This is a genomic window from Rhizobium sp. O111 (assembly GCF_055616315.1).
The window spans coordinates 324303-347498 of record NZ_JBSHXL010000003.1; the positions used below are offsets into that span (position 1 = coordinate 324303).

The window sequence follows — 23196 nt, forward strand, 5'->3', positions numbered from 1 at the left end:
CATATCATGTCCGCAATTGAACTGACGTCAGGCTCGCTGTCACTGAAGGTATCGACGACGGGCGGCCTTGTCCTCGGCTTCTGGCAAGACAGTGACATGGGCAAGGTGCCGCTGTTGCGTCCGGCTCGGTCTGATGATGCCGACGCGCTATCATCAGGATGCTATCCCCTGGTGCCCTTCGGAAATCGCGTTCGGCAAAACCGCTTCGTGTACGAGGGTAGGGGGTATCAATTCACGCCAAACACCCCATGGGATGAGCATTACCTCCATGGCGAGGGATGGCAGTCGGAATGGGCGATCGATGGCCAGGGCGATGATCACCTCGAGCTCGGCTTCACGCACCGAGCTGGCCATACGCCCTATGCATATCATGCGACGCAGTCCTTCGCGTTGAAGGATGGCGCACTGGTTTTGACATTGGCCGTGGAGAACCGCGGAGAATTGGCCTTGCCGTTCGGCATCGGCTGGCATCCATACTTTCCGATGACAGCTGAGACAACGCTCTTCGCCCCAGCTTCGAAGTTCTGGACCGAGGTCGAGGGCTGGCTGCCTGGAGAGGCGACAAACATTCCCGAGGACCTCGATTTCAGCAGGCCGTCCGAACTTCCACATCGGTGGGTAAACAACGGATTCGAGGACTGGTGCGGCGAGGCGATCGTATCATGGCCAGAGCGCCACACCGCTCTTCATCTGACGGCGGACCCCGTGTTCAAGCACGCCTTCGTCTTCGTTTCCGATACGGCGTTCGATCCTTCATTCAAGCGGGATTATTTCTGCTTCGAGCCAATGTCGCATCTGGCGAACGGGCATAATCTTCCCGGTCTCGGTGATCTCAGGCGGCTGGAACCCGGCGAGACGCTCTCGGGATCCATTCGCCTTCGGCCACAAGCTATTTAATACGTCGCGCATAGCTGGAGAATCGCATGCCCGGTACTGGTCAGTTCGACTACATCATTGTTGGCGGAGGCAGTTCCGCCTGCGTCGTTGCCGCGAGACTTGTGGCCGATGGCAAGGCGCGCGTGCTCATCCTCGAGCGCGGCCCCGCCAAACCCAACCCAATCATGAATTTCCCCGCCGGATACATGAAATTCCTGGCGAAGGATACGTACCTCGCCATGCACAAGACCAAACCGCAACCACAGTTGGGCGATCGTGGTCCGATCGTACCGCAGGGTCGCGTTCTCGGCGGCGGCAGCACGGTCAACGCCATGGTTTACATGCGCGGCCAGGCAGCGGATTTCGATCATTGGAACGAGCTCGTGACACCGGCCGGTGCCAATAACGATGGCGCCTGGTCCTATCAGGACATGCTTGGCTACTTCAAAGGCCAGGAGGACAACGATCATCTGGCGGGTGCGTATCATGGCTTCGGCGGTCCGCTGAAAATATCGCATCTGGGCCATACAAGCCCGATGACGCGCACCTATGTGAAAACGCTGCAGGGCATGGGCATTCCCTACAACCCGGATTTCAACGGCGAGCATCAGTTCGGCGTCGGCTTCATGCAACACACGATCGATTGGGCGACGCGCAAGCGTTCGAGCGCGGTCGATGCCTTCCTGAAGCCGGTGATGGACAATCCGTTGCTGACGATCGAGACCGGTGCGACCGTAACCGCCATTCGCATGGAAGGCGACCGCGCGACAGGCGTCGACTACATGAAAGGCGGGAGCAGCAAAACGGCGACAGCCGGCGCCGAGGTCATTCTGGCCGCCGGCGCTTATCAGACACCGAAGCTGATGATGATCTCAGGCATCGGACCGGAAGATGAACTTTCAAGGCACGGAATAAAGACGAGGCTTGCGCTCCCCGGTGTCGGCAAGAACCTGCAGGACCACTATGAGTGCCCGGTCGTCGCCACGACCCGCGGATCGTTCGGATATTACGGCGCCGACCGGGGTTGGCCGATGATCAAGGCAGGGCTGCAATATCTGCTGTTCAAGTCCGGCCCCGTTTCCACCACCGGCGTCGAGACCTGCGCTTTCTACGACCCCGACGGCAACAACGACCGACCGACGATCCAGATGTTCTGCGTGCCTACGGTCTATCTAGATCGCGACGTGATGGGGACGGAGCCGGGAGACGGCGTCACCATCAACTCGCTGCTGCTGCGCCCCAAGGCACGCGGATCCGTAACGCTTTCGTCGGCGGATCCATTTGCCGATCCGGTTGTCGATACGCAGATCTTTTCCGACCCCGACGACCTGCGGCTGACGATGGCAAGCTTTCGCTTCGCTCGAACGGTCCTGCAAGCCTCGCCGCTGCGTGATCTAATCGACAAGGAAATTTTCCCTGGCCCTGATGTCTCGAGCGACGAGGCCGTCGCCGCCCACTGCAAACGCACCGTAAAGACCGGCTACCACCCTGTCGGCACCTGCAAAATGGGCCGCGACAGCGATCCCGAGGCCGTCTTGGATGCAAGCCTGAACGTCTACGGAACACGCGGCCTGCGCGTGATCGACGCCTCGCTCATGCCGACCATCGTTAGCGGCAACACCAACGCCGCTGTCCTTGCCGCCGCCGCCAAGGCGGCCGACCTCATTCTCGCTTGATCGGACCCACGCCATGAAGATTACCAAGCTGACCAGCTACATCGTTCCGCCGCGCTGGCTGTTCCTGAAGATCGAAACGGACGAGGGGATTGTCGGTTGGGGTGAGCCGATCGTCGAGGGGCGCGCCCTCACGGTTCAGGCCGCCGTGCACGAGCTTGAGGACTACCTGATCGGCAAGGACCCGTTTCTGATCGAAGACCACTGGAATGTCATGTATCGCGGCGGCTTCTACCGCGGCGGCGCAATCCACATGAGCGCGATCTCCGGCATCGACCAGGCACTCTGGGACATCAAAGGCAAAGCGCTCGGCCAGCCGGTTCACTCGCTGCTCGGAGGCCAGGTGCGAGACCGGATCAAGGTCTATTCCTGGATCGGTGGTGATCGCCCCGCGGATGTCGCCAACAACGCCCGTGAGGTGGTGGCCCGTGGGTTCCAGGCCATCAAGCTCAATGGCTGCGAAGAGATGCAGATCGTCGATACCTATGACAAGGTGGAAAAGGCGGTCGAGACCATAGCGACCATCCGTGAGGCCATCGGACCGCATGTTGGTATCGGCGTCGATTTCCACGGCCGCGTTCATCGACCGATGGCCAAGGTGCTCGCCAAGGAGCTTGAGCCCTACAAGCTGCTCTTCATTGAAGAACCGGTGCTTTCCGAGAACCATGAGGCGCTGAAGGAAATCGCCAATCACTCCTCGACGCCCATCGCGCTCGGCGAACGGCTGTACTCGCGCTGGGATTTCAAGCGCATCCTGGCCGAGGGCTATGTGGATATCCTTCAACCCGATCTCAGCCATGCCGGTGGCATCACCGAATGCCGCAAGATCGCCACCATGGCGGAAGCCTATGACGTGGCGCTCGCCCCGCATTGCCCTCTCGGGCCGATCGCGCTTGCCGCCTGCCTGCAGGTCGATGCTGTCAGCTACAACGCCTTCATCCAGGAACAGAGCCTCGGCATCCATTACAACAAGGGCAACGACATCCTGGACTACATCTCCAACAAGGAGGTGTTCCACTATGCGGACGGTTTCGTCAGCATCCCTCAAGGGCCGGGGCTTGGGGTGGAAGTCAACGAGGAATACGTTATCGAGAAGGCCAAGCAAGGCCACCGTTGGCGCAATCCAGTGTGGCGCCATGGCGACGGCAGCTTTGCCGAATGGTAGGTTGGAGCGAGAATATGTCCGGTCGATTAAATGGAAAGAAAATCTTTGTCACCGGCGCGGCGCAGGGCATCGGCCTGGCTATCGCGAAGGAGTTTCTCCGGCAGGATGCCTCGCTGTTCCTGATCGACAGGGATGCAGCGCTCCTGGCCGAACAAGCCGAGCGTCTCAAGCAGCTTGGCGGAAAGGTGGGCTACTGCTCGGTCGATATCACCGATGCAACGGCTGTCACCGCCGCGGTCAAGCAGGCAGCAGATGAAATCGGCGCGATAAACGCCCTGGTCAACAACGCCGGCGTCAACGTCTTCTCGCATCCCTTGGGGACCACCGATCAGGAGTGGGATCGGTGTTTCGACATCAACCTGAAGGGTGCCTGGAATTGCTGCAAGGCTGTGCTTCCTAACATGATTGCGATGCGGGGTGGCGTCATCCTCAACATCGCATCGACCCACGCCTTCACCATCATACCCCACACATTCCCCTATCCGCTGGCCAAGCACGCACTGCTCGGAATGACAAAGTCGCTCGGGCTCGAATATGCGGCCCACAATGTCAGGGTAAACGCCCTGGCACCGGGCTACGTGGCGACGCAGAAGGTCATCGATTACTGGGACAGCTTCCCAGATCCCGTCGCCGCCAAGGCCGAGACGATGAAGCTGCACCCGGGCGGGCGCATAGCGACGCCCGAGGAGATCGCACTGGCTGCGGTCTTCATGATCTCGGACGAATGCCCATTCATGAATGCGACTTGCCTGACCATCGATGGCGGTCTGAGCGTGCAACAGCATCCATAGGCATTGCCTGGTGGTATAGATAGCAGTAGCGGGCCGCACGAATGCGCCGCCACTGCCTTGATCCGGCAACCGCGCACAGTGACGGAGCGCCTATCTTAGGCGTCTCGTCCGAGCAGATCGATCATGAAAACGTCAGGCTTACTTATTCACGTCTGAAGCGCCAGATCAGCACGACATCGCCGACCACCCTTCGCGGTCAGCACCCGCTCTCTGACGCGACAGCGTCACGCGTTCCATGGCCGCGCGTTGATGCGGTAAAGTGGCAGCGGACGCAATGAATTACGATCGCATCGTACAGCCAGTTGAGACAATCCCGTTACACTGTTCATACTATCCGGCACAATTCCATGACAACTCGTTGATAGCCTGGAAAGCGGACGGAAGGCTGACGCCTGAATTTTCCATCAATGAATTTCAACGCGGATACCAGAGCCATCCTTCAGGTCGCTCCCCCTTCGGTATTTTATAACTGTGAACGCGAAAAGGCTTTAGGCGCGGGCGCCGTCTTGCGCTGCGGACTGGGGCCGCTTGCCGAAAGGGTGATCCACCATCACGTCATCGAGACGCGCCCGCGGTTCGTCGGGATCCAACTCACCTTCCGCCACAAACCGCATGAGCAATTCAGCCGCTTCGACGCGGGGCGATCCTTGACGGACAGATCATGCTGAGCGCGGAACTCGTTGAGCACCTGCCGCATAATGATCACCTGCCAAAGTTCTCCACGCATATCCGTCTCCCTTTGAGGACTATCGGTGAGCGGTAGTTACTTTAGAGTTGGCGCAGGGGTTTGCCGGGTCTGTAGGAAGTTTGTCGCAGGATTTTCAAAACCGGTACATTGAGAATGATGTTCTGGCGGCCGTGGGCCGCCAGAAACGTCCGCGAAAACGCAACCCGACGGGAAAATGCCGGACGCTTTTAGATCGCCCGGCATAGTGTATTCACGCAGTGTTGGAAGTCGCGGTAGGCTGCCTCTCGTCACCTAACTATGCGAGAAGAGGCACCAGCGCTCCAACGCTCGCCTTTGCGTCCCCATAGAACATGCGTGTGTTCTCCTTGTAGAAGAGCGGGTTCTCAATGCCGGAATAACCGGTGCCCTGTCCGCGCTTGGAGACGAAGACCTGCTTGGCCTTCCAGACTTCGAGAACCGGCATGCCCGCGATCGGCGAGTTCGGATCTTCCTGCGCGGCCGGGTTGACGATGTCGTTCGAGCCGATGACGATGACGACGTCGGTCTCGGGGAAGTCGTCGTTGATCTCGTCCATTTCGAGCACGATGTCATAAGGCACCTTGGCTTCGGCAAGCAGCACGTTCATGTGACCGGGCAGACGGCCGGCAACGGGATGGATCGCGAAGCGCACGGTCTTGCCGGCGGCGCGCAGCTTGCGCGTCAGCTCCGAGACTGCCTGCTGCGCCTGCGCCACCGCCATGCCGTAGCCCGGCACGATGACGACGCTGTCGGCATCGTTGAGCGCGGACGCCACGCCTTCGGCATCGATGGCGATCTGCTCGCCTTCGATTTCCATGGCAGGACCCGTGGTGCCGCCGAAGCCGCCGAGGATGACGGAGACAAACGAGCGGTTCATCGCCTTGCACATGATGTAGGACAGGATCGCGCCCGAGGAGCCGACCAGCGCGCCGGTGACGATCAGGAGATCGTTGCCGAGCGTGAAGCCGATGGCGGCGGCCGCCCAGCCGGAATAGCTGTTCAGCATCGACACCACGACCGGCATGTCGGCGCCGCCGATGCCCATGATCAGGTGGTAGCCGATGAAGAAGGCGAGCAACGTCATCAGGATCAGCGTCCAGACACCAGCATCGTTGGCGTACATCAGGAGCAGGATCAGCGACAGGATCGCTGCGGCGGCATTGAGGAAGTGCCCGCCCGGCAGCTTCCTGGCCTTGCCGTCGACCTTGCCCGCCAGCTTGCCGAAGGCAACGACCGAGCCTGTGAAGGTGATCGCGCCGATGAAGACGCCGAGGAAGACCTCGACCTTCATGATCGCGAGCTCGACCGGGGTCTTGTGCGCGAGAATGCCGGCGAAGCCATCGAGTGCAGCGCGTGCCGCCTCATCCATGCCGGCAACGCGCCATGCTTCGATGTGGGCGTTGTAGCCGATGAAGACGGCGGCGAGGCCGACGAAGGAGTGAAGTGCCGCTACGAGCTGCGGCATCTCGGTCATCTGCACGCGGTTGGCCACGTAGTAGCCTGCGATGGAGCCGGCCAGGATCATCGGGAGAATGATGAACCAGTTGCTGACACCAGGGCCGAAAATGGTCGCGACAATGGCGAGCGCCATGCCGACAATGCCGTACCAAGCGGCGCGCTTGGCGCTTTCCTGGCCCGAAAGGCCGCCGAGCGAGAGGATGAAAAGCACGGCCGCGGAGATATAGGCGGCCGAAACGATACCAATCGTCATATTGAAAACCCTTTGATATCCCTTGGCCGATCAGGACTTCTGGAACATGGCGAGCATACGCCGCGTGACGAGGAAGCCGCCGACGATGTTGATCGTCGCGACCAGCACCGACAGAGCGGCAAGGAGAATGACCAACCAGTTGCCGGAGGCGATCTGCAGCAACGCACCGAGGATGACGATGCCGGAAATCGCATTGGTCACCGCCATCAGAGGCGTATGCAGGGAGTGAGAGACGTTCCAGATAACCTGGAAGCCGATGAAGCACGCCAGCATGAAGACCACGAAGTGGTTCATGAAGCTTGCCGGCGCATAGGCACCGACGAGCAACAACAGGGCGGTGCCGATCAAAAGCAGGAAGCCCTGGCTCTTCGTCTGCGCCTTGAAAGCCGCGGTCTCTTTCGCCCGCTTTTCCTCGGGCGTCAGCTCCTTGGCCTTTTCTTGTCGCTTCTGCGCGGCGATCGCCTGGATCTTCGGCGGCGGCGGCGGATAAGTCACGTTGCCCTCGAAGGCGACGGTCGAGCCACGAATGACGTCGTCTTCCATGTTGTGGACGACAACACCGTCCTTCGCCGGCGTCAGGTCCGTCATCATGTGGCGGATATTGGTCGAATAGAGCGTCGATGCCTGCGCGGCCATGCGGCTCGGAAAATCCGTGTAGCCGATGATGACGACGCCGTTGTCAGAGACGATACGCTGGTCGGCAACGGTAAGCTCACAGTTACCACCGCGCTCGGCGGCGAGGTCGACGATAACGGAACCCGGCTTCATGGCGGCGACCATATCGGCCAGCCACAGCTTTGGCGCATCGCGCCCCGGGATCAGCGCCGTGGTGATGACGATGTCGATCTGAGGCGCCAGTTCGCGGAACTTCTCCAGCTGCTTTTCGCGGAACTCCGGCGAGGACGGTGCTGCATAACCGCCGGTCGCTGCGCCGTCTTGGCTGTCGCCCTTGAAGTCGAGGAACACGAATTCGGCCCCCATGCTTTCGATCTGCTCGGCCACTTCCGGGCGGACGTCGAAGGCGTAGGTGATGGCGCCGAGCGAAGTAGCCGTGCCGATCGCGGCAAGTCCGGCGACACCGGCGCCGATGATCAGCACCTTGGCCGGCGGAACCTTGCCGGCGGCGGTGACCTGGCCGGTGAAGAAGCGGCCGAAATTGTTGCCCGCCTCGATGACGGCGCGGTAACCGGCGATGTTGGCCATCGACGAAAGCGCGTCCATCTTCTGCGCGCGCGAAATGCGCGGCACCATGTCCATGGCGATGACGTTGGCACCGGTTGCCTTGGCCTGCTCCAGCAGCGTGGCGTTTTGCCCCGGATAAAAGAACGAAATCAGCGTCTGACCGGCACGCAGGCGCTCCAGTTCCCGCGGTTCGGGAGGGCGCACCTTGGCGATGATATCGGCTTGTCCAAACAGGGCCTCGGCTGTTTCGACAACCTCCACGCCCGCCGCGCGATAGGCTTTGTCGGAAAAGCCGGCCAGAGAGCCGGCGCCAGCCTCGATCAGACAGATATAACCCAGCTTCTGCAGTTGCAACGCCGAGTCCGGTGTCATCGCCACCCGCGATTCGCCGGCTATAAGCTCCTTCGGGGCTCCAATTTTCAATGTCATGTTTATTGTACCCCTAACGGCGACCGGGTCGCGCTTATTCATTGCACGGCGTTTATGGCCGAGGCTCATCAACCAAAGACGTCAATACCTGTCCAGTACCGGAAATCGCGAATCCGGGCATTTCTGTCGTTTCATGAATCTGCTAATCGATTTTAATTTTAATTGCCACTGGATGCAGGTGCGACAAAAGATAGCGAGAGCGTGGCATCTCACGCAAAACCAATCGCAATCCCAAGGCCGCAGCGGTTCGGCCGCGTCTCGGCCCCATCGAGAGTGAAATGTCAGGAGACCTGTCTGGGGCTTTCACGCGTGGCGGCCCTTCGCCGACAAAGGTAAGAAGCAACTTAGCTGTCCCGACGTGAACACGACCCCCTGGGATCTCCTTGACATCGCATGGTGGAGAAGACGTAGCGGGCTGGACCTCAGTCGCGCGATCCGGAAGCGACCCTGTTTCCGATTTGTTATCAAAGCTGCAGCAACTCATTTTCTACTTGCCATAGGTCGGTGACCTCGACTGACATCCACTCGATTCATATCGACCGAGCTTCGAAAGTTGAAGGCTTATTCGGCATGTTTGGATGAATGATCATGGACGCGCCAATGGGAAGCGCGGGAGCCCCTATGGCGACTTCATGCCGACAGTAGACATTGCACCTCTCACGAGTTGTTGACTCACATACGGCTGAACAATAACCTGCGAGCTCAGTCGTTAGGCTTGTCCTCAGATGACGGATCTATCTCTTCAGCGGCGCCTTGCCGCCATCGTCGTTGCCGATGTGGTGGGATATTCTCGCCTGATGGAGGCTGATGAAGTCGCGACGGTGGAGAACCTCAGGGTACTCCGTTCCGGCGCTATCGAACCGGCCGCGGTGCGCCACAACGGTCGCATTTTCAAGGTCATGGGCGACGGATTTTTCATCGAATTCGCAAGCGCGTTGGACGCGGTCGCCGCGGCGTTGGAGATACAGCGGGCCACTGCCGCTGTTGAACTGGTTGGAGACCGCCGCCTGCCTTTGCGCATAGGCGTCAATGTGGGAGATGTCATCGGCGACGGCTCGGACATCCTCGGCGACGGCGTAAACGTCGCCGCGCGCCTTCAGACGCAGGCCGCATCGGGAGGCATCTGCATTTCAGCCGGCGTCCACGGCGAAATCGTCGGCAAAATCAACGAGCGGTTCTTCGATGCCGGCGAACGCTACCTGAAGAACCTGACCCGCCCGGTCCACGTGTGGCATTGGCCGGATGCGCTGCAGAGCATATTGCAACTCCCCGAAGGGCCCTCGATCGCCGTATTGCCGTTCACCAATATGAGCGGAGATGATGCTGACGCTCATTTTGTCGACGGCTTGACGGAAGACTTGATCACCGACCTGTCCCGTACGGCCGGCCTGTTCGTTATCGCGCGCAATTCCGCCTATGTTTACAAGGGCAAAGCGGTCGACGTACGGCTGGTCGCCCAGGAACTCGGCGTCCGCTACGTGCTTGAGGGAAGCGCCAGACGCACGATGGGGCGTGTGCGCATCAACGCGCAATTGTTCGACGCGCTTGGCGGCAAGCACCTGTGGGCCGACCGGTTTGACAGGACGGTCGAAGATGTTTTCGAGCTGCAGGACGAAGTCAATGCCAAGATCGTCGAAGCCCTCGTCGGCCGGCTGACCGCTCCGGCGCAACGCAATCGTCCGAAGAACGTCGAGGCATACGATCTGTGTGTCCGCGCCCGCCTCCTGACGGAAGAGTCGCCGCAAACCGAGCGCGAGGCTTACATGTTGCTCCAGCGCGCGGTTCAGCTCGAACCATCATATGCCGAGGCGCTCGGTCTGCTCGCATATAATCGTTGGCTTGCCTGGACTCATTTCGGCGAGCCGGAAGATCCAAACCGGGCGATGGCAGTGACGCTGGCGCAGGAAGCGGTCGACATGGATCCCAACGATGCCGACTGCCGTTACATTCTGGGGACCATCATGGCTTATGAGCGGCGATGGGAGGAATCCGAGACAGCCTTCGCAAAGGCCCTGGAGTTGGACCCCAACCACGCCGACACCTGGGCTGCCATGTCGGACATGTCCGTGCTGGATGGCAAGGTTGCCGCCGGCTTGGCGCAGATCGAAAAGGCCCTGCGGCTTAATCCCTATCCAGCCTGCTGGTACCTTTGCCATCTTGGACAGGCGCAATACGCCGCGCACGACTATCAGGCGGCGAAAGCCACACTCCGCAGGGAGGAGACATATCGCACCAACTCACGCAAATTCCTGGCCGCTACGCTTGCGCAGTTGGGCGACCATGAGGAAGCGCACCGAGAAGCGGAATTGTTCCTGATCGCCCACCCTCATTTCACGATCGACCACTGGTTAAACTCCCAGCCGCTGCGCGACACATATGTGCGGGACCACTTCGTCGATGGCTTCCGGAAAGCTGGCTTGCCGGAGAGGTGAACGCACCAGATCGTCGGGGGTGGGATCGCGTATTTCAGCAAGCAAAGCCACTGCCGACCGACTGGGGTAGCGATGGGAGCACACCGCCCCCATCGCTTGGCTAGCCTCGTCAGTCCACCACGACAACTTCATGGTGGGGGATGGCGTCGACAACGAAGGTCACGTAGTTACCGTCGGTCTTTCCTTCCACGGCCTTCCCACGAACACGCAGGTCGATCTTCGCGGACGCCTTCTCGATGCGAAGGCGGACAGTGACCGGACCGATCGGAACGAGGTCATATTGTCTTCCTGGGACGTTCGAGAGCAGAATCCTGTTGTTCAGGTGAAGGATCTTGCGGCCTCCCTGACGGTAGAGCTCAGCAATGATGACACCGTGGGTACCCGACAGCGCCACCTTTCGTTCGTCGCCGATCGCGTAATTCACTGCGTTGGCAATGATCAGCGCGAGGTCGGGATTGGCGTCACGCCCATAGCAACGGTCCAAGTCGGCCGCGGCTTGCCGCCGTTGGACGTGGTTTTGATGGTGATGGCCGGAGTGTTTGATTTTGGTTCTCGCACCCAAGACGTTTCCGGCGGAAAGATCGGGAAGTCCGAAATGAAGGTTGCCAGCACCTCGGTCGATGCATCCACTTCAACCGTGGGAAGGAAGCCGCCGAATGGGACCATGTTGGTCTCCTCGAGGCCCCGGAAAATAGGATTGCGCTAACGCTCGGTGATCGAAGTTTTAGGTCTGCATCCCCGGCAATGCCGGGTCATTTCTCGGTGAAAGTCAACAGCGAGGAGTCCGCATATCCGGTACAGTGATGGGAGTGAGGACTGTGGGGCCGCTTGAACGGATCGCAGTCTGACCTCGGAGACATCGCCACTGCAATTTCGCAAGCGCATTCTGGTATTGTGCATTGCAGCATAAGAGTATTGCCGCCAGTCTCTACGATTACATGAGGGCGATATTCATGACGAATCCAGTATTGCACAGTTGATTTTAACACTTATTGTCGCCGGTGACATTGCCCCTAGGGGGAGGCCCTGGATTTGACATCGCAGTTTACCGCGTAAGGCAAGCGATCGAGGAAATTGTGGACGAAGCCCTAAAGCACGGGATCGTGGTTGACACCGACCAAGGGTCCAGGAAAGTTCAATAGAACAAAGCGCCTCAAGGGCCAGCGGGTTTCGAGAGACATCAACCCTACTTGATCGGTATGTCCGATGCGAATTCCGCGAGATCTGGATAGAAGATCGCGGTCTGTATTTTTGCTGCACTACATTAGCCAAATTGCTTATGTAAGCACCGTTCTCAACTCGCCAATCTCGCGTTACGCTGTGCGTATGGAAATGAGACCCATACTCGCAAGGCTTAGGCCTGAAACTCAGTCGGAAAGTGTCGCCGATAAGCTTTGCGAGCTCGGGTTGGACATGCGTGGACTAAAACGCGAAACATCCGCTATGCTGCGCAAGGAGCATGAAAATATTTGCGCGGAGGGTTACTACAATCCAGCCTATGTCGCGATCCGCCTGTTCGTTTGGTATGTAACGGATAGCGGGAAGTTTGACGCAGCCAACCTTACCTCTCCAGGCGCGCTGAGCAGGTCGATCTCAACCGTGCGGCAATGGACTGCTTCTGATCCAGCACAGGCGGCTGCGATGGAAATAGAGGTCACTGCGTTGAAACTGTTTCTTTTTACTGCCTTCGAGAACGTCAACGTTCCCCGTTACGCGAAGCTCGCCGCTCAAGACCGCTTGATGAATGCCTGAGGATGGGCGGTAAGTGTTTAAGTGCGGCCTTTGTTGCGCTTGCTTTCGAGATGATGGCACCCGGATGACCCTTGCCAGATGAGAAGAACGTGGCCATTACCCTGTGATGGTGGCACTGTAGAAGGTGGTGCATGTCAGGTGAAACAGTTCTGGTCGTTGGTGGTGCAGGCTATATCGGCTCCCACACATGTCTCGATCTCGCCAACAAGGGCTTCAAGCCCGTCGTTTACGACAACTTCTCCAACGGGCACCGCGAGTTCGTCAAATGGGGTCCGGCAGAAGAAGGCGATATCAGGGACCGCGCGCGCCTCGACGAGGTTCTGGCCAAGCACAAGCCCGCAGCCATCCTGCACTTCGCGGCCCTGATCGAGGTGGGTGAATCCGTAAAAGACCCGGTCACCTTCTACGAAAACAACGTCATCGGCACGCTCACCTTGTTGGCAGCGGCCCAGGCAGCTGGCATCAAGGCTTTCGTTTTCTCCTCCACATGCGCGACCTATGGCCTGCCGCAGAGCGTGCCGCTGGATGAAACCCACCGCCAGGTGCCGATCAACCCCTACGGCCAGACGAAATACATCGTCGAGCAGGCGCTTGCCGACTACGACAAGTACACCGGCTTTCGCTCGGTCGTGCTGCGCTATTTCAACGCCGCCGGCGCCGATTTCGAAGGTCGTATCGGCGAGTGGCATCAGCCGGAAACCCACGCCATCCCGCTCGCGATCGACGCAGCACTCGGACGGCGCGACGGCTTCAAGGTGTTCGGCAGCGACTATGAGACCCGCGACGGAACCTGCGTGCGCGATTATATCCACGTGCTGGATCTTGCCGATGCACACGTCCGCGCCGTCGAGCACCTGCTGCGCGGCGGTGACTCGGTCGCGCTCAATCTCGGCACCGGCACCGGCACGACGGTTAAGGAACTGCTAGGCGCGATCGAAGACGTCTCCGCCAAGCCATTCCCCGTCGAATATGTCGGTCGCCGCGAAGGCGATTCGCATACGCTGGTCGCCAACAACGACAAGGCACGCGAAGTGCTCGGCTGGGTGCCGCAGCATGATCTGTCCCAGATCATCAGCTCGGCCTGGAACTGGCATTCGAAATCCAACCATCACTGATTGGCTGTGACACGGCTCCCAGAGCGATCGAAGAAGCGCTCAAGCGCGCCGCACCAGCATCGATATGCGTCTTCTCAGCGGAACATCTACCATGGTGTAGACGACCGCAGACAGGCCAACAAGGAAGGCCGTTCCTCCGATCACGACACCAGCCTGCATTATCCATGGCAAGTTCTGCGCTTTTGCCACGTAGCCCAAGACTTGGACGATCGGATAGTGGAGCGCATACAGCGGGTAGGAGAGGTTACCGCCCCAGGTCGCGCACAGCCGAGCGCGGCTGCCGAGATCCGCATTCAAGCATGCAAAGACAATTGCGGGCATTATGATCATCACGATGATCATATCGGCTGCCACCCTGGAGAGGCCAAGCGTGGGCGTTAGGAGAATGGCGACCAAGACGACCATCGCCGGGAAAAACATGTTCCTGGGGGCGAATGAACGATACCGATAGATCAGCATGCCGATGGAAAATGACCAGATCACCCGCGGAAAGCCGAACCAAAAGCCACTTGTATTGAAACCAAAGTTTACGTCACCTCTACTGCTGATCCCAATCAATAGCCAAAGACCGCTTACCACAACGATCACGAGAAGAGACCACGGCGGCAGTCGAAGCCTTGTATAGACCGCGAAAGCAATGTTGGCGAAAACCTCAAAGAACAAGGACCACATCGGTGTGTTCAGCGGGAATACCGATTGCTCAAGTGTCGGCGTCTTGAAAAACGACGTCTGAAGGATCGGCGTCAAGCTCAGACCAAAGATTAGCGCAATTGCTACATCGCTCAAATGCCGCGTCTGATCGGGATCGGGTCGCCCGAGCTGCGCGATCACAGAAATCATCATACCCACGACAATCAGCGGCATGAGCCTGATCCATCGCTTCCAAAAGAAGGTGCCTGTGGATAGCGTTCCATCCTCGAGCTGTTTCCCGTATGCGTTGGCGATGACGAAGCCGCTGAGGACAAAAAAGAAATCGACCGCGAGGTAGCCGTTTGGAGCGAGATAGGGAAGATCGAGACGAGAGTGGAAGTGTTTGAAAAGGACAGCGAGCGCGGCGACGCCCCTTAGTATGTCCAAACCTTCATATCGATGTCCTTTCGAGTCGCCTCGCTCGATTTCGCCACGCAGTCTGAGCCATTGCGTTTTGATGAGTGATTGCATCGGTTGATCTCCGGTCTATGAGGATCGGCGCTTGAGCCACCGCCAAGCGCTCAAAAATCCACCCTTCCAATTCTGAGCCGTCGTAACGGTTCAAATTCAGGGATGGCATTGTCGCCGCCGCAAGCCGATCCGCAGTCCAAATCTTCTTGAAAGAACCGGCTTTCACGCTGGAGTCGACTGAATCCGACAAGGGCGGGTTGTTGCCTCGTCTGGGATGAATGTTCCGTCAGGCTGTTACCCATTTGCGCGCCTCCAAGTTTCTGGATGTCAATCTTTGTCGTCATCTACGGCCGAACTCGTCGACGATACGGATGATGTCGTCCTCGCCGAGATAGGAGCCGGTCTGGACTTCGATCAGTTCGAGCAGGATCTTGCCCGGGTTGGCGAGGCGGTGGACTTCGCCAAGGGGTATGTAGACAGATTCGTTTTCGCGCAGCATCTGCACGTTCTCGCCGATCGTCACTTCCGCCGTGCCCTTGACGACGATCCAGTGCTCGGAGCGGTGGTGGTGCTTCTGCAGCGAGAGCTTCTTGCCCGGCGTGACGAAGATGCGCTTCACCTGGAAGCGGTCGCCGTTGAAGATCGAGGTGTAGCCGCCCCAGGGGCGGTAGGAGGTCGGGTGCGTCTCGGTGAGCTTCGATGTCGCCGGCCTGGAGGCCAGCATCTTGACGATGGCGCCGACGTCCTGGCTGTCCTTGAGGTGGCCGACATAGACGGCATCCTCGCTGGCGATGACGGCGACGTCGTCCATGCCATTGACCGCGAGATGCACGCCGTGGGTCATGACCAGCGAGTTGCGGGTGTTGACGACGGTGGTGTTTTCGGCGGCGACATTGCCCTTTTCGTCAGGATTGCCGCTCTTCCATATCGCGTCCCAGCTGCCGAGATCAGACCATTGGAAGGGCGAGGGAACGACGGCTGCGTTCTTGGTCTTCTCCATGACCGCGTAATCGATCGAGATATCGGGGCTTTCAGCGAAGACCGCCTTGTCGAGGCGGATGAAGTCGAGATCCTTGATACCCTTGATGACGGCTTCGCCGGCGGCCTTGAGGACATCGGGGGCAAACGTGGTCATCTCGCTGAGCAGCTTGGCGACCGGGAACATGAACATGCCGGAGTTCCAGTAGAAACCGCCGGATGCCAGCATCTCCTCGGCTTTCGCGAGCGGTGGCTTCTCGATGAAGCGCTTGACCGTCAGCGCGCCACTCGGCAGCGCCTCGCCGCCTTCGATATAGCCATAGCCGGTTGCGGGTTCCGTCGGCTTGATGCCGAAGGTGACGAGCTTGCCAGCGGATGCAGCGGCAATCGCGGCGCGCACAGCGTCGAAATAGACGTCATCGGCGTCGATCTCATGGTCCGAAGCCAGCACATGCATGATGGCGCTCTCGCCGAAGCGGTCGCGCACCAGCGCACCGGCGGCAGCAACGGCGGCGGCCGTGTTGCGGGCCATCGGCTCCAGAAGGATGCTCGACAGCGTCAGATCGAGTTCGCGGGCCTGTTCGGCGACGAGGAAGCGGAATTCCTCGTTGGTGATGACGATCGCCGGTTCATAGAGCGCCTTGTCGGAGACGCGCAGCAACGTGTCCTGAACGAGGGTGGTATCGCCGATGAAGCGGATGAACTGCTTGGGGGCGGCGGCGCGCGACAGCGGCCACAGGCGCGTGCCCTTGCCGCCTGCCATGATTACCGGAACGATCTTCTGCGTCATCTGCATTGGTCCTCGAAATGGTCTTTAATCGTTGATCAGTTTGCGCTCGCCCAGGCGCGGATGCGCCCGAGACCGGCTGCGAGAAGGTCGGTGGCTGCGCTCTCCGTCTCTGCCTCCACGTAGCAGCGCATTTCCGGCGCATTGCCCGATGGGCGGAAGTGGATGATGCGCTTGTCGGCAAGCGTCACACGCAGGCCGTCGATGTCGCTGGTGCTGTCGACTTCGCCGATCGGCTGCAGGAAGTCGGAGAGATTGGCGGGGCTTGCGCGCAGATGCGCCATAAGCTTCGCGCTGGTCTCGACCGGGAAGCTCTCCAGCCGATCGGCGGCGGCGAAGGGGAGCGCGTAGCCGGATGCGACGACCGACAGGGGGCGCTTGTTTGCGGCCGCCTGCGCCAGCGTCGCCAATATCGGCAGGAAGCAATCGCGGGTCGGCAGCGCCAGCAATGTTGTGCCATTGAGCTCGAAATCGCTTGCCACCAGCGTGCCGCCATTGGCCTCGAAGCCGACGACGCCGGTCTTGCCCGATGCCAGCGCGTCCTGCATGCCCGATATCACGAAGGGCGATCCGACACGGGTGCGGATGACGCTGAACGATCCTGATGCTTCGATGCCGGAATTGGAGGTGACGGGTGTCACCACGGCGTCCGCGCCGAGGAAGTTGGCGGCGATCAAGCCGAGAAGGTCACCGCGCAGCGGGGTGCCGGTTTCATCTGTGACCAGCGGCCGGTCGCCATCGCCATCGGCAGACACGATGGCGTCGAGGCCATGATCGCGTGCAGCCTGCTTCAGCAGTGCAACGGTCTCTTCCGAGACGGCTTCGGTGTCGACGGGAATGAAGTGTTCGGAGCGCGCGAACGCTTTGACCTCCGCGCCGAAGTGCTCGAGCAGGTCGACCATGAGATCGCGGGCGACGGTGCTGTGCTGGTAGACGCCGACCTTCAGGCCGGCAAGCGCATTGGCGGGCAACAGGCTGGCGTTGCGCTTCGTGAACAGATCGAGACATGCGACCGACCGATCCTCGGCCTGCCGGTCATCCAGCGGCCATTCGAAGCCGGTGCGGTCGAGATCGGTTGCCGCTGCCGTGATCGCGGCTTCGTCGGCCTTGTCGATCTCGCCATCCGGCCGATAGAACTTGATGCCGTTGCGGTCGGCGGGGATGTGGGAGCCGGTGATCATCAGCGAGGCGGCGCCGAGATGCAGGCCGTAAAGCGCCAGCGCCGGCGTCGGGATCGTGCCGCAATCGATCATCGCAAAGCCGAGCCTGCCGAGCGCCTTGATGCAATCGGCTGATATCTGAGGGCTGGAATCGCGGAAGTCGCGACCGACAAGGATCGGGTCTCCCGCCTTCGCCCGGCCGCTTTCGAGAAGATAGCGGCCAAACGCCGTCGCATAGAGCGCCGAAGCCCGGCCCTTCAGATCCTCGGAAAGGCCGCGAAGCCCGCTTGTCCCAAATTTCATCACACACATAGACCCTGTAATGTGTGCGCCCATGTCCGGGTCCTCCAATCCCGGGCATGACACACGAACTCGAAACAACCCCTAGTGGATCTTCTGACGAACCCCCTCCCGCCAGATAAGGAACAGAACGCCTCCAATGTAGCCAACCTGCATAAGAAACATGCAAATAACGCTGTAGTATAACGTCAAAGTCACGGATCTGTAATGCAGATATGCGATTATAGAGAATCCAAAAGTAGCGCCGAATATCCTGAAGTAGATACCTGGTGCTCGCATTAACTGGATAAAGCGCGTCATTTTATTTCCAGTCATTGGCAATATTTCTCATGGTTAATCAAACAATGCAACACAATTGGAGAAGTGTCACCTAGTCCAAGGCGGAAATTCACCGGTCTCGCGACGAATATTTGACGCGCCGCAACATTCTGAGGCCCAGATTAGGCCGACGTCGCATATTCATCTTCTTATATTTAATCTATAATAATCAACATTTTAATGCGTGAGTCATCTTTCCTAGCGACAAGATCGCCTAGTAGACTGATGGGCCGAGGGAATTTTGGTTAGATATTTTATCTCAAGTGCCAGATAGTGTCGCAATGCAATATCCTCTTTGCAGATCTTAGAATCCGTCCTATTGTGCGACGCAGCGTAGTATTTAGCCTTAATCCGGTGCGCAGCGGCGGGAGTAATGACCATGTCGATGAAGAGTTCGTTCACGGGACGCTCGCCCATAAGCGTTATCCACCTTGGGTTGCTTTCTTCTGTCGATCTCATTCTCCGCGGAATGCACTGCTGCGATTTGACGACGAAGCGCCGGGACGAGGGCGTTTTGCCATGAGTTTCGAGCCGATCGGTATTTTTACGGTCACTCTCGGACTGTATTGCCTGTCGCTCGATCAGGCTGCGACGATGAAGGTTTTTGTTGCGTTGACGCTGCTTGGAGCCGCAGCCGCTTTCGTGGTCGGCTCTTCCAGCGTTCAGCCCGCACATCTGTTTCTTCTTTTTGTAGCTCTTTCGATCTTCCGCGGCACCCAGAAAACCACGCCGCTGGCGGATGGGTTGCATTTCGGTCGCCCAGGATTTTGGTTGGGATGCCTGGTTCTTTATGGAGGCCTTTCGGCGTACTTTCTTCCGCGCCTGTTTGCGGATGCAACGATGATCGTTCCCTTGGGTGTGGCCGACCGGCCGCTGACCAGCGGCGTTGTGTCACTCGCTCCAGTCTCCAGCAACCTGACCCAAACCGTTTATCTGATCGCAGACCTCGCTTGCTTCCTGCTGGTGACGGCGATCGGTTCAACGACCCAGGGGTTTCGGGCCATAATCAGCGGCCTCATAGCCTACACGGCTCTCAACATCGTGTTCGCGGCGCTCGACGTTGTCACCGGGGCAATCGGTGCCCAAGACATGCTGCAGTTTATGCGCAATGCGCAGTATGTCTTTCATGACAATGACAAAATCAACGGAATGAAGCGTATCGTTGGCTCTTGGCCAGAAGCTTCCGCGTTTGCCGGCACGACGCTCGGCGCGTTCGGCTTTACGTCCACGCTGTGGCTATGTGGGCGATCCTCCAGGTGGACAGGGGCACTTGCCCTGACGTCTTTTGCGCTGATTATATTGTCGACCTCATCCGGTGGGCTTGTCGCCGCACCCGTCTGCCTTGCCATTTTCTATGTGACGGCTGTGATCCGAAGTGGGACTTCGCATGGGAGCGCCAACAGTAGCGCGGTGGTCATCTTTGCGCCGTTGGTCGCCGTCGCTGTCGGCCTCGCTGTTGTGCTGCAGACCGATATATTCAACTCGATCTACGACTATATCGACATGGCTATCTTAAGCAAATCGACCTCGGCTTCAGGTATGGAGCGCGGTGCGTGGAACACGCACGGAATGCAGAATTTCTTCGATACATATGGCATTGGTGTGGGGCTTGGAACGGCGCGAACCTCGAGCTTCCTGGTAGCAGTGTTGTCGAACGTAGGCATCCCGGGAGCAGTATTCTACCTGCTGTTCATCGCAACGGCGCTTGGCCCTTCGGGTGCAATGGCTAGAAGCTTCACCGCCGATGTTCAGCTTTCGGCACGCAATGGATGCCTTTGTTTGCTTACTGGATCGTTCATCGTTGGGCCGACCGTCGATCTTGGTCTTCTATTTTTCATTCTAGCGGGTCTGGCCGCATCCCGACCGACATCCACTGCCGATGCGCCCGCACCGTTTCTCCAGCTAAGCGAGCAGAACAGGCTCTCCACCCGGTGGGGGACGAGCTAGGTGTATCAGCCAAGTTATCTCATACGAATAACCAGAATGCGTCGTTAGGACGAGGACAGTGCATTTCCGAGACGCCTTGCACGGCGTCGCGGCAACGACCCGCGGGGGACTGACAATGCCAATGATCGATTTTCAGCCAGGCAACAGCATCGTACCATTGCTTCGATGCGACGTGTGCATTGTCGGATCAGGGCCGGCTGGCGCCACGTTGGCGCGAGAGCTATCGGGGTCAGGGCTAAGCATTGTCCTTCTCGAGAGTGGCGGCACAACACGACAGGCGGAAAATGATGCACTAAACGACATCGACAATGTCGGCCGGCCGCGTGCGAGCGACCAGTGGTCCGTCAGAAATAGAATTCTTGGCGGGAGCTCGCACACGTGGGGGGGGCGATGCGGCCCGTTTGACGCTATCGATTTCGAACATCGAGAGTGGGTTGATCATTCCGGATGGCCGATCGCCATGAAGGAGCTGGACCCCTATTTGGAACGCAGCGCTGTTCATCTCGGACTCGCAGTCGGCACCGGATACAGCAATGATCGCTTTTGGGGAATTTCGGGACGACCAGCACCGAAGGAAGAATTTCGTGCCAACCTGCTGTTGCCATTCTTCTGGCAGTTCAGCAGAGATGATGCGGAAAGCTACCCGTTTGAATACATGCGGTTTGGTCGCCATATCGCCAAGCGGCTTGGTTCCAATGTCACAACTGTCATTGGAGCAACCGCTTTGCGCCTATTGGTCGATGACACGCGCAATAAGGTCGGCGGGCTGGAGTTTGCGACTGGTGACGGACGTACGCATACGCTTGCGGCAGGTTCCGTGGTTCTGTGTGCCGGCGGCATCGAAAATGCTCGTCTTCTGCTTAACTCACATGAGCCCGGTCGTCCGGCACTTGGCAACGATCGCGACCAGGTTGGCCGCTATCTCATGGATCATCTGCGCGGCCCGGCAGCGTTCATTTCCGTGCCAGGTTCCGCTGCCCTGCAGCGCAGGTTCGGACGTTACAACGTTCAAGGTCGATTTTTCCGGGCGGGCCTTAGGCTTAGCCCTGCGGTTCAGCGCGAGGAGCGCCTGCTTAACTGCGCGGCCTGGCTCGGCGAGACCTTGGCGCCGGACGATCCATGGGACGCGATGCGGCGCTTGGCCGCCCGAAAGCCGAAGTTGCCTGACGACCTCGTCGACGTGGCGCGCAATATTCCACTTATGGTGCGCGGCGCGGTCGACTATTTTGTCGCGCGCAATGGGTTGCCACGCAAGTTGCGAGAACTCACTCTCGAATGCATGTGCGAGCAGATGCCCGATGCAGACAGCAGGGTAACGCTCTCGGACCGTCGCGATCGTCATGGCATGCCGCTTCCCAAAATCGACTGGCGCAGCCATCCGGCCGAGGCGCGGACGATGCACCGGATGGCTGAACTGGTCGCCAGCGAATTCTCCCGTCTGAATTTTCCTACTGCAGCGCTTGCCGATTGGGTACGCGATAAGGCACCCATTCCCACAAGTTTCGTCGATGTTGCTCATCCAACCGGCACGACACGCATGTCAAGCGATCCGGCGAACGGTGTCGTCGATGTTGATTGCCAGGTTCATGGGGTCGAGGGACTTTATGTATCCGGTAGCTCCGTCTTTCCCACCGCCGGGCACTGCAACCCGACGCAGATGATTGTCGCGATGGCTATTCGCCTGGCCGATCATGTAAGGGAAAAAGCCCAACGTCCGCTGGTTTTGGAGACGATGGCCCGTGTCGGATAAAATCGTGCTCGTCACAGGCGCCACCGGTCGGATCGGCCGGGTCGTCGTTTCCGATCTGCTACAGCGTGGATATCACGTTAGGGCGGTTACTTCAAAGTCGCCGCCATCAGAAGGCGTTCAGCGGCTCGAATGGCGTCAAGCCGACTTGGCCCGCAACGACGATCTACTTCCGCTGGTGGATGGTTGCGATGCGGTTATCCATCTGGCTGCAGAAATCGGCAAGAAGAGCCGGATGCGGGCGCTCAATGAAGATGCGACCGAGCGGCTCGCGAAGGCGGCGCAGGACGCGCGGGTTGGGGCGTTTTGCTACACGAGTTCAGTTTCCGTCTATGGTTCCGGACGCTCGATCGAGATCTCCGAAGCTTCGCCGGTGCTGTCGATTGATGAGGATAACGCTTCGGAGTATTGGGCGCTCGACTACGTGCGGGAATACGGACGCACGAAGCTTGCAGGCGAACGAGCCATTTCACGCGTTGCCGACCAGATGAGATGCATAATCTTCAGGCCAGCTGTCGTCGTGGATTTGGACCAGATCATCGGCATACGCGACTGGAGCTTGGTAAAGCGGATGCTTGCGTCACATCGACATGCCCATCACATATACGTGTGGGATGTCTCCGACGCACTCATCTGGTCTGTCGAACAGGCATTGGCTGGCCGGGGAACCCCAGGCGACGTCGAGATCTTCAACCTTGCGGAAGACGATCGGCCACAACCACGCCATATCGACTTTATGCGTAAGGCGTTCAGGGCAAGTGGGGACCCGCATTACCGCGTCGTGAGTGCGCCCTCAGCTGTCGACTGGTTGCACGACTTCCTTCGCTTCAGAACGCTCCCGTTGAGGAACCCGCTATGGCGCATGCGGTTTTCCAGCCGGCGGCTGCGGGATGCCGGATACCGATTGAAGTTCGGCATGGCCCAGGCGGAAGAACTCGCCCTTTCCCGACTGGACGATCAGGCAAAGGCGGGCGCCCAGACGAAAGCGGTTCCGCAAAACAACACGGTCTAGTCCCAGGCCTTTTG

At 59.1% G+C, this 23196-nt stretch carries 17 protein-coding genes; 10 read left to right on the top strand and 7 right to left on the bottom strand.

Annotated features, from left to right (window positions below; genetic code table 11):
- Positions 1-6: 6 nt before the first annotated feature.
- The 4 genes from ACVTFQ_RS27310 to ACVTFQ_RS27325 are packed head-to-tail and all read left to right on the top strand — an operon-like array spanning position 7 to position 4505.
- Positions 7-897, top strand: coding sequence for an aldose 1-epimerase (locus ACVTFQ_RS27310; RefSeq protein ID WP_470424272.1), 891 nt, complete (start codon positions 7-9; stop codon positions 895-897).
- A 26-nt stretch (positions 898-923) separates the two neighbouring features.
- Complete coding sequence (locus ACVTFQ_RS27315; RefSeq protein WP_470424273.1) at positions 924-2552, top strand: GMC family oxidoreductase; 1629 nt, start codon at positions 924-926, stop codon at positions 2550-2552.
- Positions 2553-2565: 13 nt separating this feature from the next.
- Positions 2566-3714, top strand: a complete 1149-nt coding sequence (gene dgoD, locus ACVTFQ_RS27320) for a galactonate dehydratase (RefSeq protein WP_111564581.1) — start codon at positions 2566-2568, stop codon at positions 3712-3714.
- Positions 3715-3728: 14 nt separating this feature from the next.
- A complete protein-coding gene (locus ACVTFQ_RS27325) occupies positions 3729-4505 on the top strand; it encodes an SDR family oxidoreductase (protein WP_470424274.1) in 777 nt (258 codons plus the stop codon).
- A 983-nt stretch (positions 4506-5488) separates the two neighbouring features.
- Here the strand turns inward: ACVTFQ_RS27325 and ACVTFQ_RS27330 are convergent.
- Entirely contained in the window at positions 5489-6922 is a 1434-nt protein-coding gene (locus ACVTFQ_RS27330; protein WP_470424275.1) for an NAD(P)(+) transhydrogenase (Re/Si-specific) subunit beta, read from the bottom strand.
- Between the two features lie 30 nt (positions 6923-6952).
- Positions 6953-8527: a Re/Si-specific NAD(P)(+) transhydrogenase subunit alpha gene (locus tag ACVTFQ_RS27335; protein ID WP_470424616.1), complete on the bottom strand. Its 1575-nt coding sequence runs from the start codon at positions 8525-8527 to the stop codon at positions 6953-6955.
- 731 nt (positions 8528-9258) lie between these two features.
- Here ACVTFQ_RS27335 and ACVTFQ_RS27340 point away from each other — a divergent pair.
- Positions 9259-10965: an adenylate/guanylate cyclase domain-containing protein gene (locus ACVTFQ_RS27340; protein ID WP_470424276.1), complete on the top strand. Its 1707-nt coding sequence runs from the start codon at positions 9259-9261 to the stop codon at positions 10963-10965.
- Between the two features lie 109 nt (positions 10966-11074).
- Here the strand turns inward: ACVTFQ_RS27340 and ACVTFQ_RS27345 are convergent, their stop codons facing one another.
- Together ACVTFQ_RS27345 and ACVTFQ_RS27350 are read right to left on the bottom strand one after the other, a co-directional pair.
- A complete protein-coding gene (locus tag ACVTFQ_RS27345) occupies positions 11075-11449 on the bottom strand; it encodes a hypothetical protein (RefSeq protein WP_162718220.1) in 375 nt (124 codons plus the stop codon).
- Positions 11404-11631: a hypothetical protein gene (locus ACVTFQ_RS27350; RefSeq protein ID WP_112437121.1), complete on the bottom strand. Its 228-nt coding sequence runs from the start codon at positions 11629-11631 to the stop codon at positions 11404-11406. The genes ACVTFQ_RS27345 and ACVTFQ_RS27350 overlap by 46 nt, the downstream gene beginning before the upstream one ends.
- Positions 11632-12378: 747 nt before the next feature.
- Here ACVTFQ_RS27350 and ACVTFQ_RS27355 point away from each other — a divergent pair.
- Both ACVTFQ_RS27355 and galE read left to right on the top strand, forming a co-directional pair.
- On the top strand, positions 12379-12717 hold the full coding sequence (locus ACVTFQ_RS27355) for a hypothetical protein (RefSeq protein WP_413392817.1): 339 nt from the start codon (positions 12379-12381) through the stop codon (positions 12715-12717).
- A 131-nt stretch (positions 12718-12848) separates the two neighbouring features.
- Positions 12849-13832, top strand: a complete 984-nt coding sequence (galE, locus tag ACVTFQ_RS27360) for a UDP-glucose 4-epimerase GalE (RefSeq protein WP_112437120.1) — start codon at positions 12849-12851, stop codon at positions 13830-13832.
- Between the two features lie 39 nt (positions 13833-13871).
- On the opposite strand, the gene ACVTFQ_RS27365 is transcribed toward galE, so the two are convergent.
- From ACVTFQ_RS27365 to ACVTFQ_RS27375, 3 genes are all read right to left on the bottom strand, one after another.
- A complete protein-coding gene (locus ACVTFQ_RS27365) occupies positions 13872-14993 on the bottom strand; it encodes an acyltransferase family protein (RefSeq protein ID WP_470424277.1) in 1122 nt (373 codons plus the stop codon).
- A gap of 280 nt (positions 14994-15273) precedes the next feature.
- The gene (locus ACVTFQ_RS27370; protein ID WP_470424278.1) at positions 15274-16701 is read right to left on the bottom strand and encodes a mannose-1-phosphate guanylyltransferase/mannose-6-phosphate isomerase; all 1428 of its coding nucleotides are present in this window, start codon (positions 16699-16701) and stop codon (positions 15274-15276) included.
- Between the two features lie 35 nt (positions 16702-16736).
- Positions 16737-18161, bottom strand: a complete 1425-nt coding sequence (locus ACVTFQ_RS27375; protein ID WP_470424279.1) for a phosphomannomutase — start codon at positions 18159-18161, stop codon at positions 16737-16739.
- 588 nt (positions 18162-18749) lie between these two features.
- On the opposite strand from ACVTFQ_RS27375, the gene ACVTFQ_RS27380 reads away from it, so the two are divergent.
- The 3 genes from ACVTFQ_RS27380 (at position 18750) to ACVTFQ_RS27390 (ending at position 23182) form a co-directional block, all read left to right on the top strand.
- Positions 18750-20423, top strand: a complete 1674-nt coding sequence (locus ACVTFQ_RS27380) for a hypothetical protein (protein WP_349294049.1) — start codon at positions 18750-18752, stop codon at positions 20421-20423.
- A gap of 121 nt (positions 20424-20544) precedes the next feature.
- Positions 20545-22173, top strand: a complete 1629-nt coding sequence (locus ACVTFQ_RS27385) for a GMC oxidoreductase (protein WP_470424617.1) — start codon at positions 20545-20547, stop codon at positions 22171-22173.
- Entirely contained in the window at positions 22163-23182 is a 1020-nt protein-coding gene (locus ACVTFQ_RS27390) for an NAD-dependent epimerase/dehydratase family protein (protein ID WP_470424280.1), read from the top strand. The genes ACVTFQ_RS27385 and ACVTFQ_RS27390 overlap by 11 nt, the downstream gene beginning before the upstream one ends.
- The last annotated feature ends 14 nt before the right edge of the window (positions 23183-23196 follow it).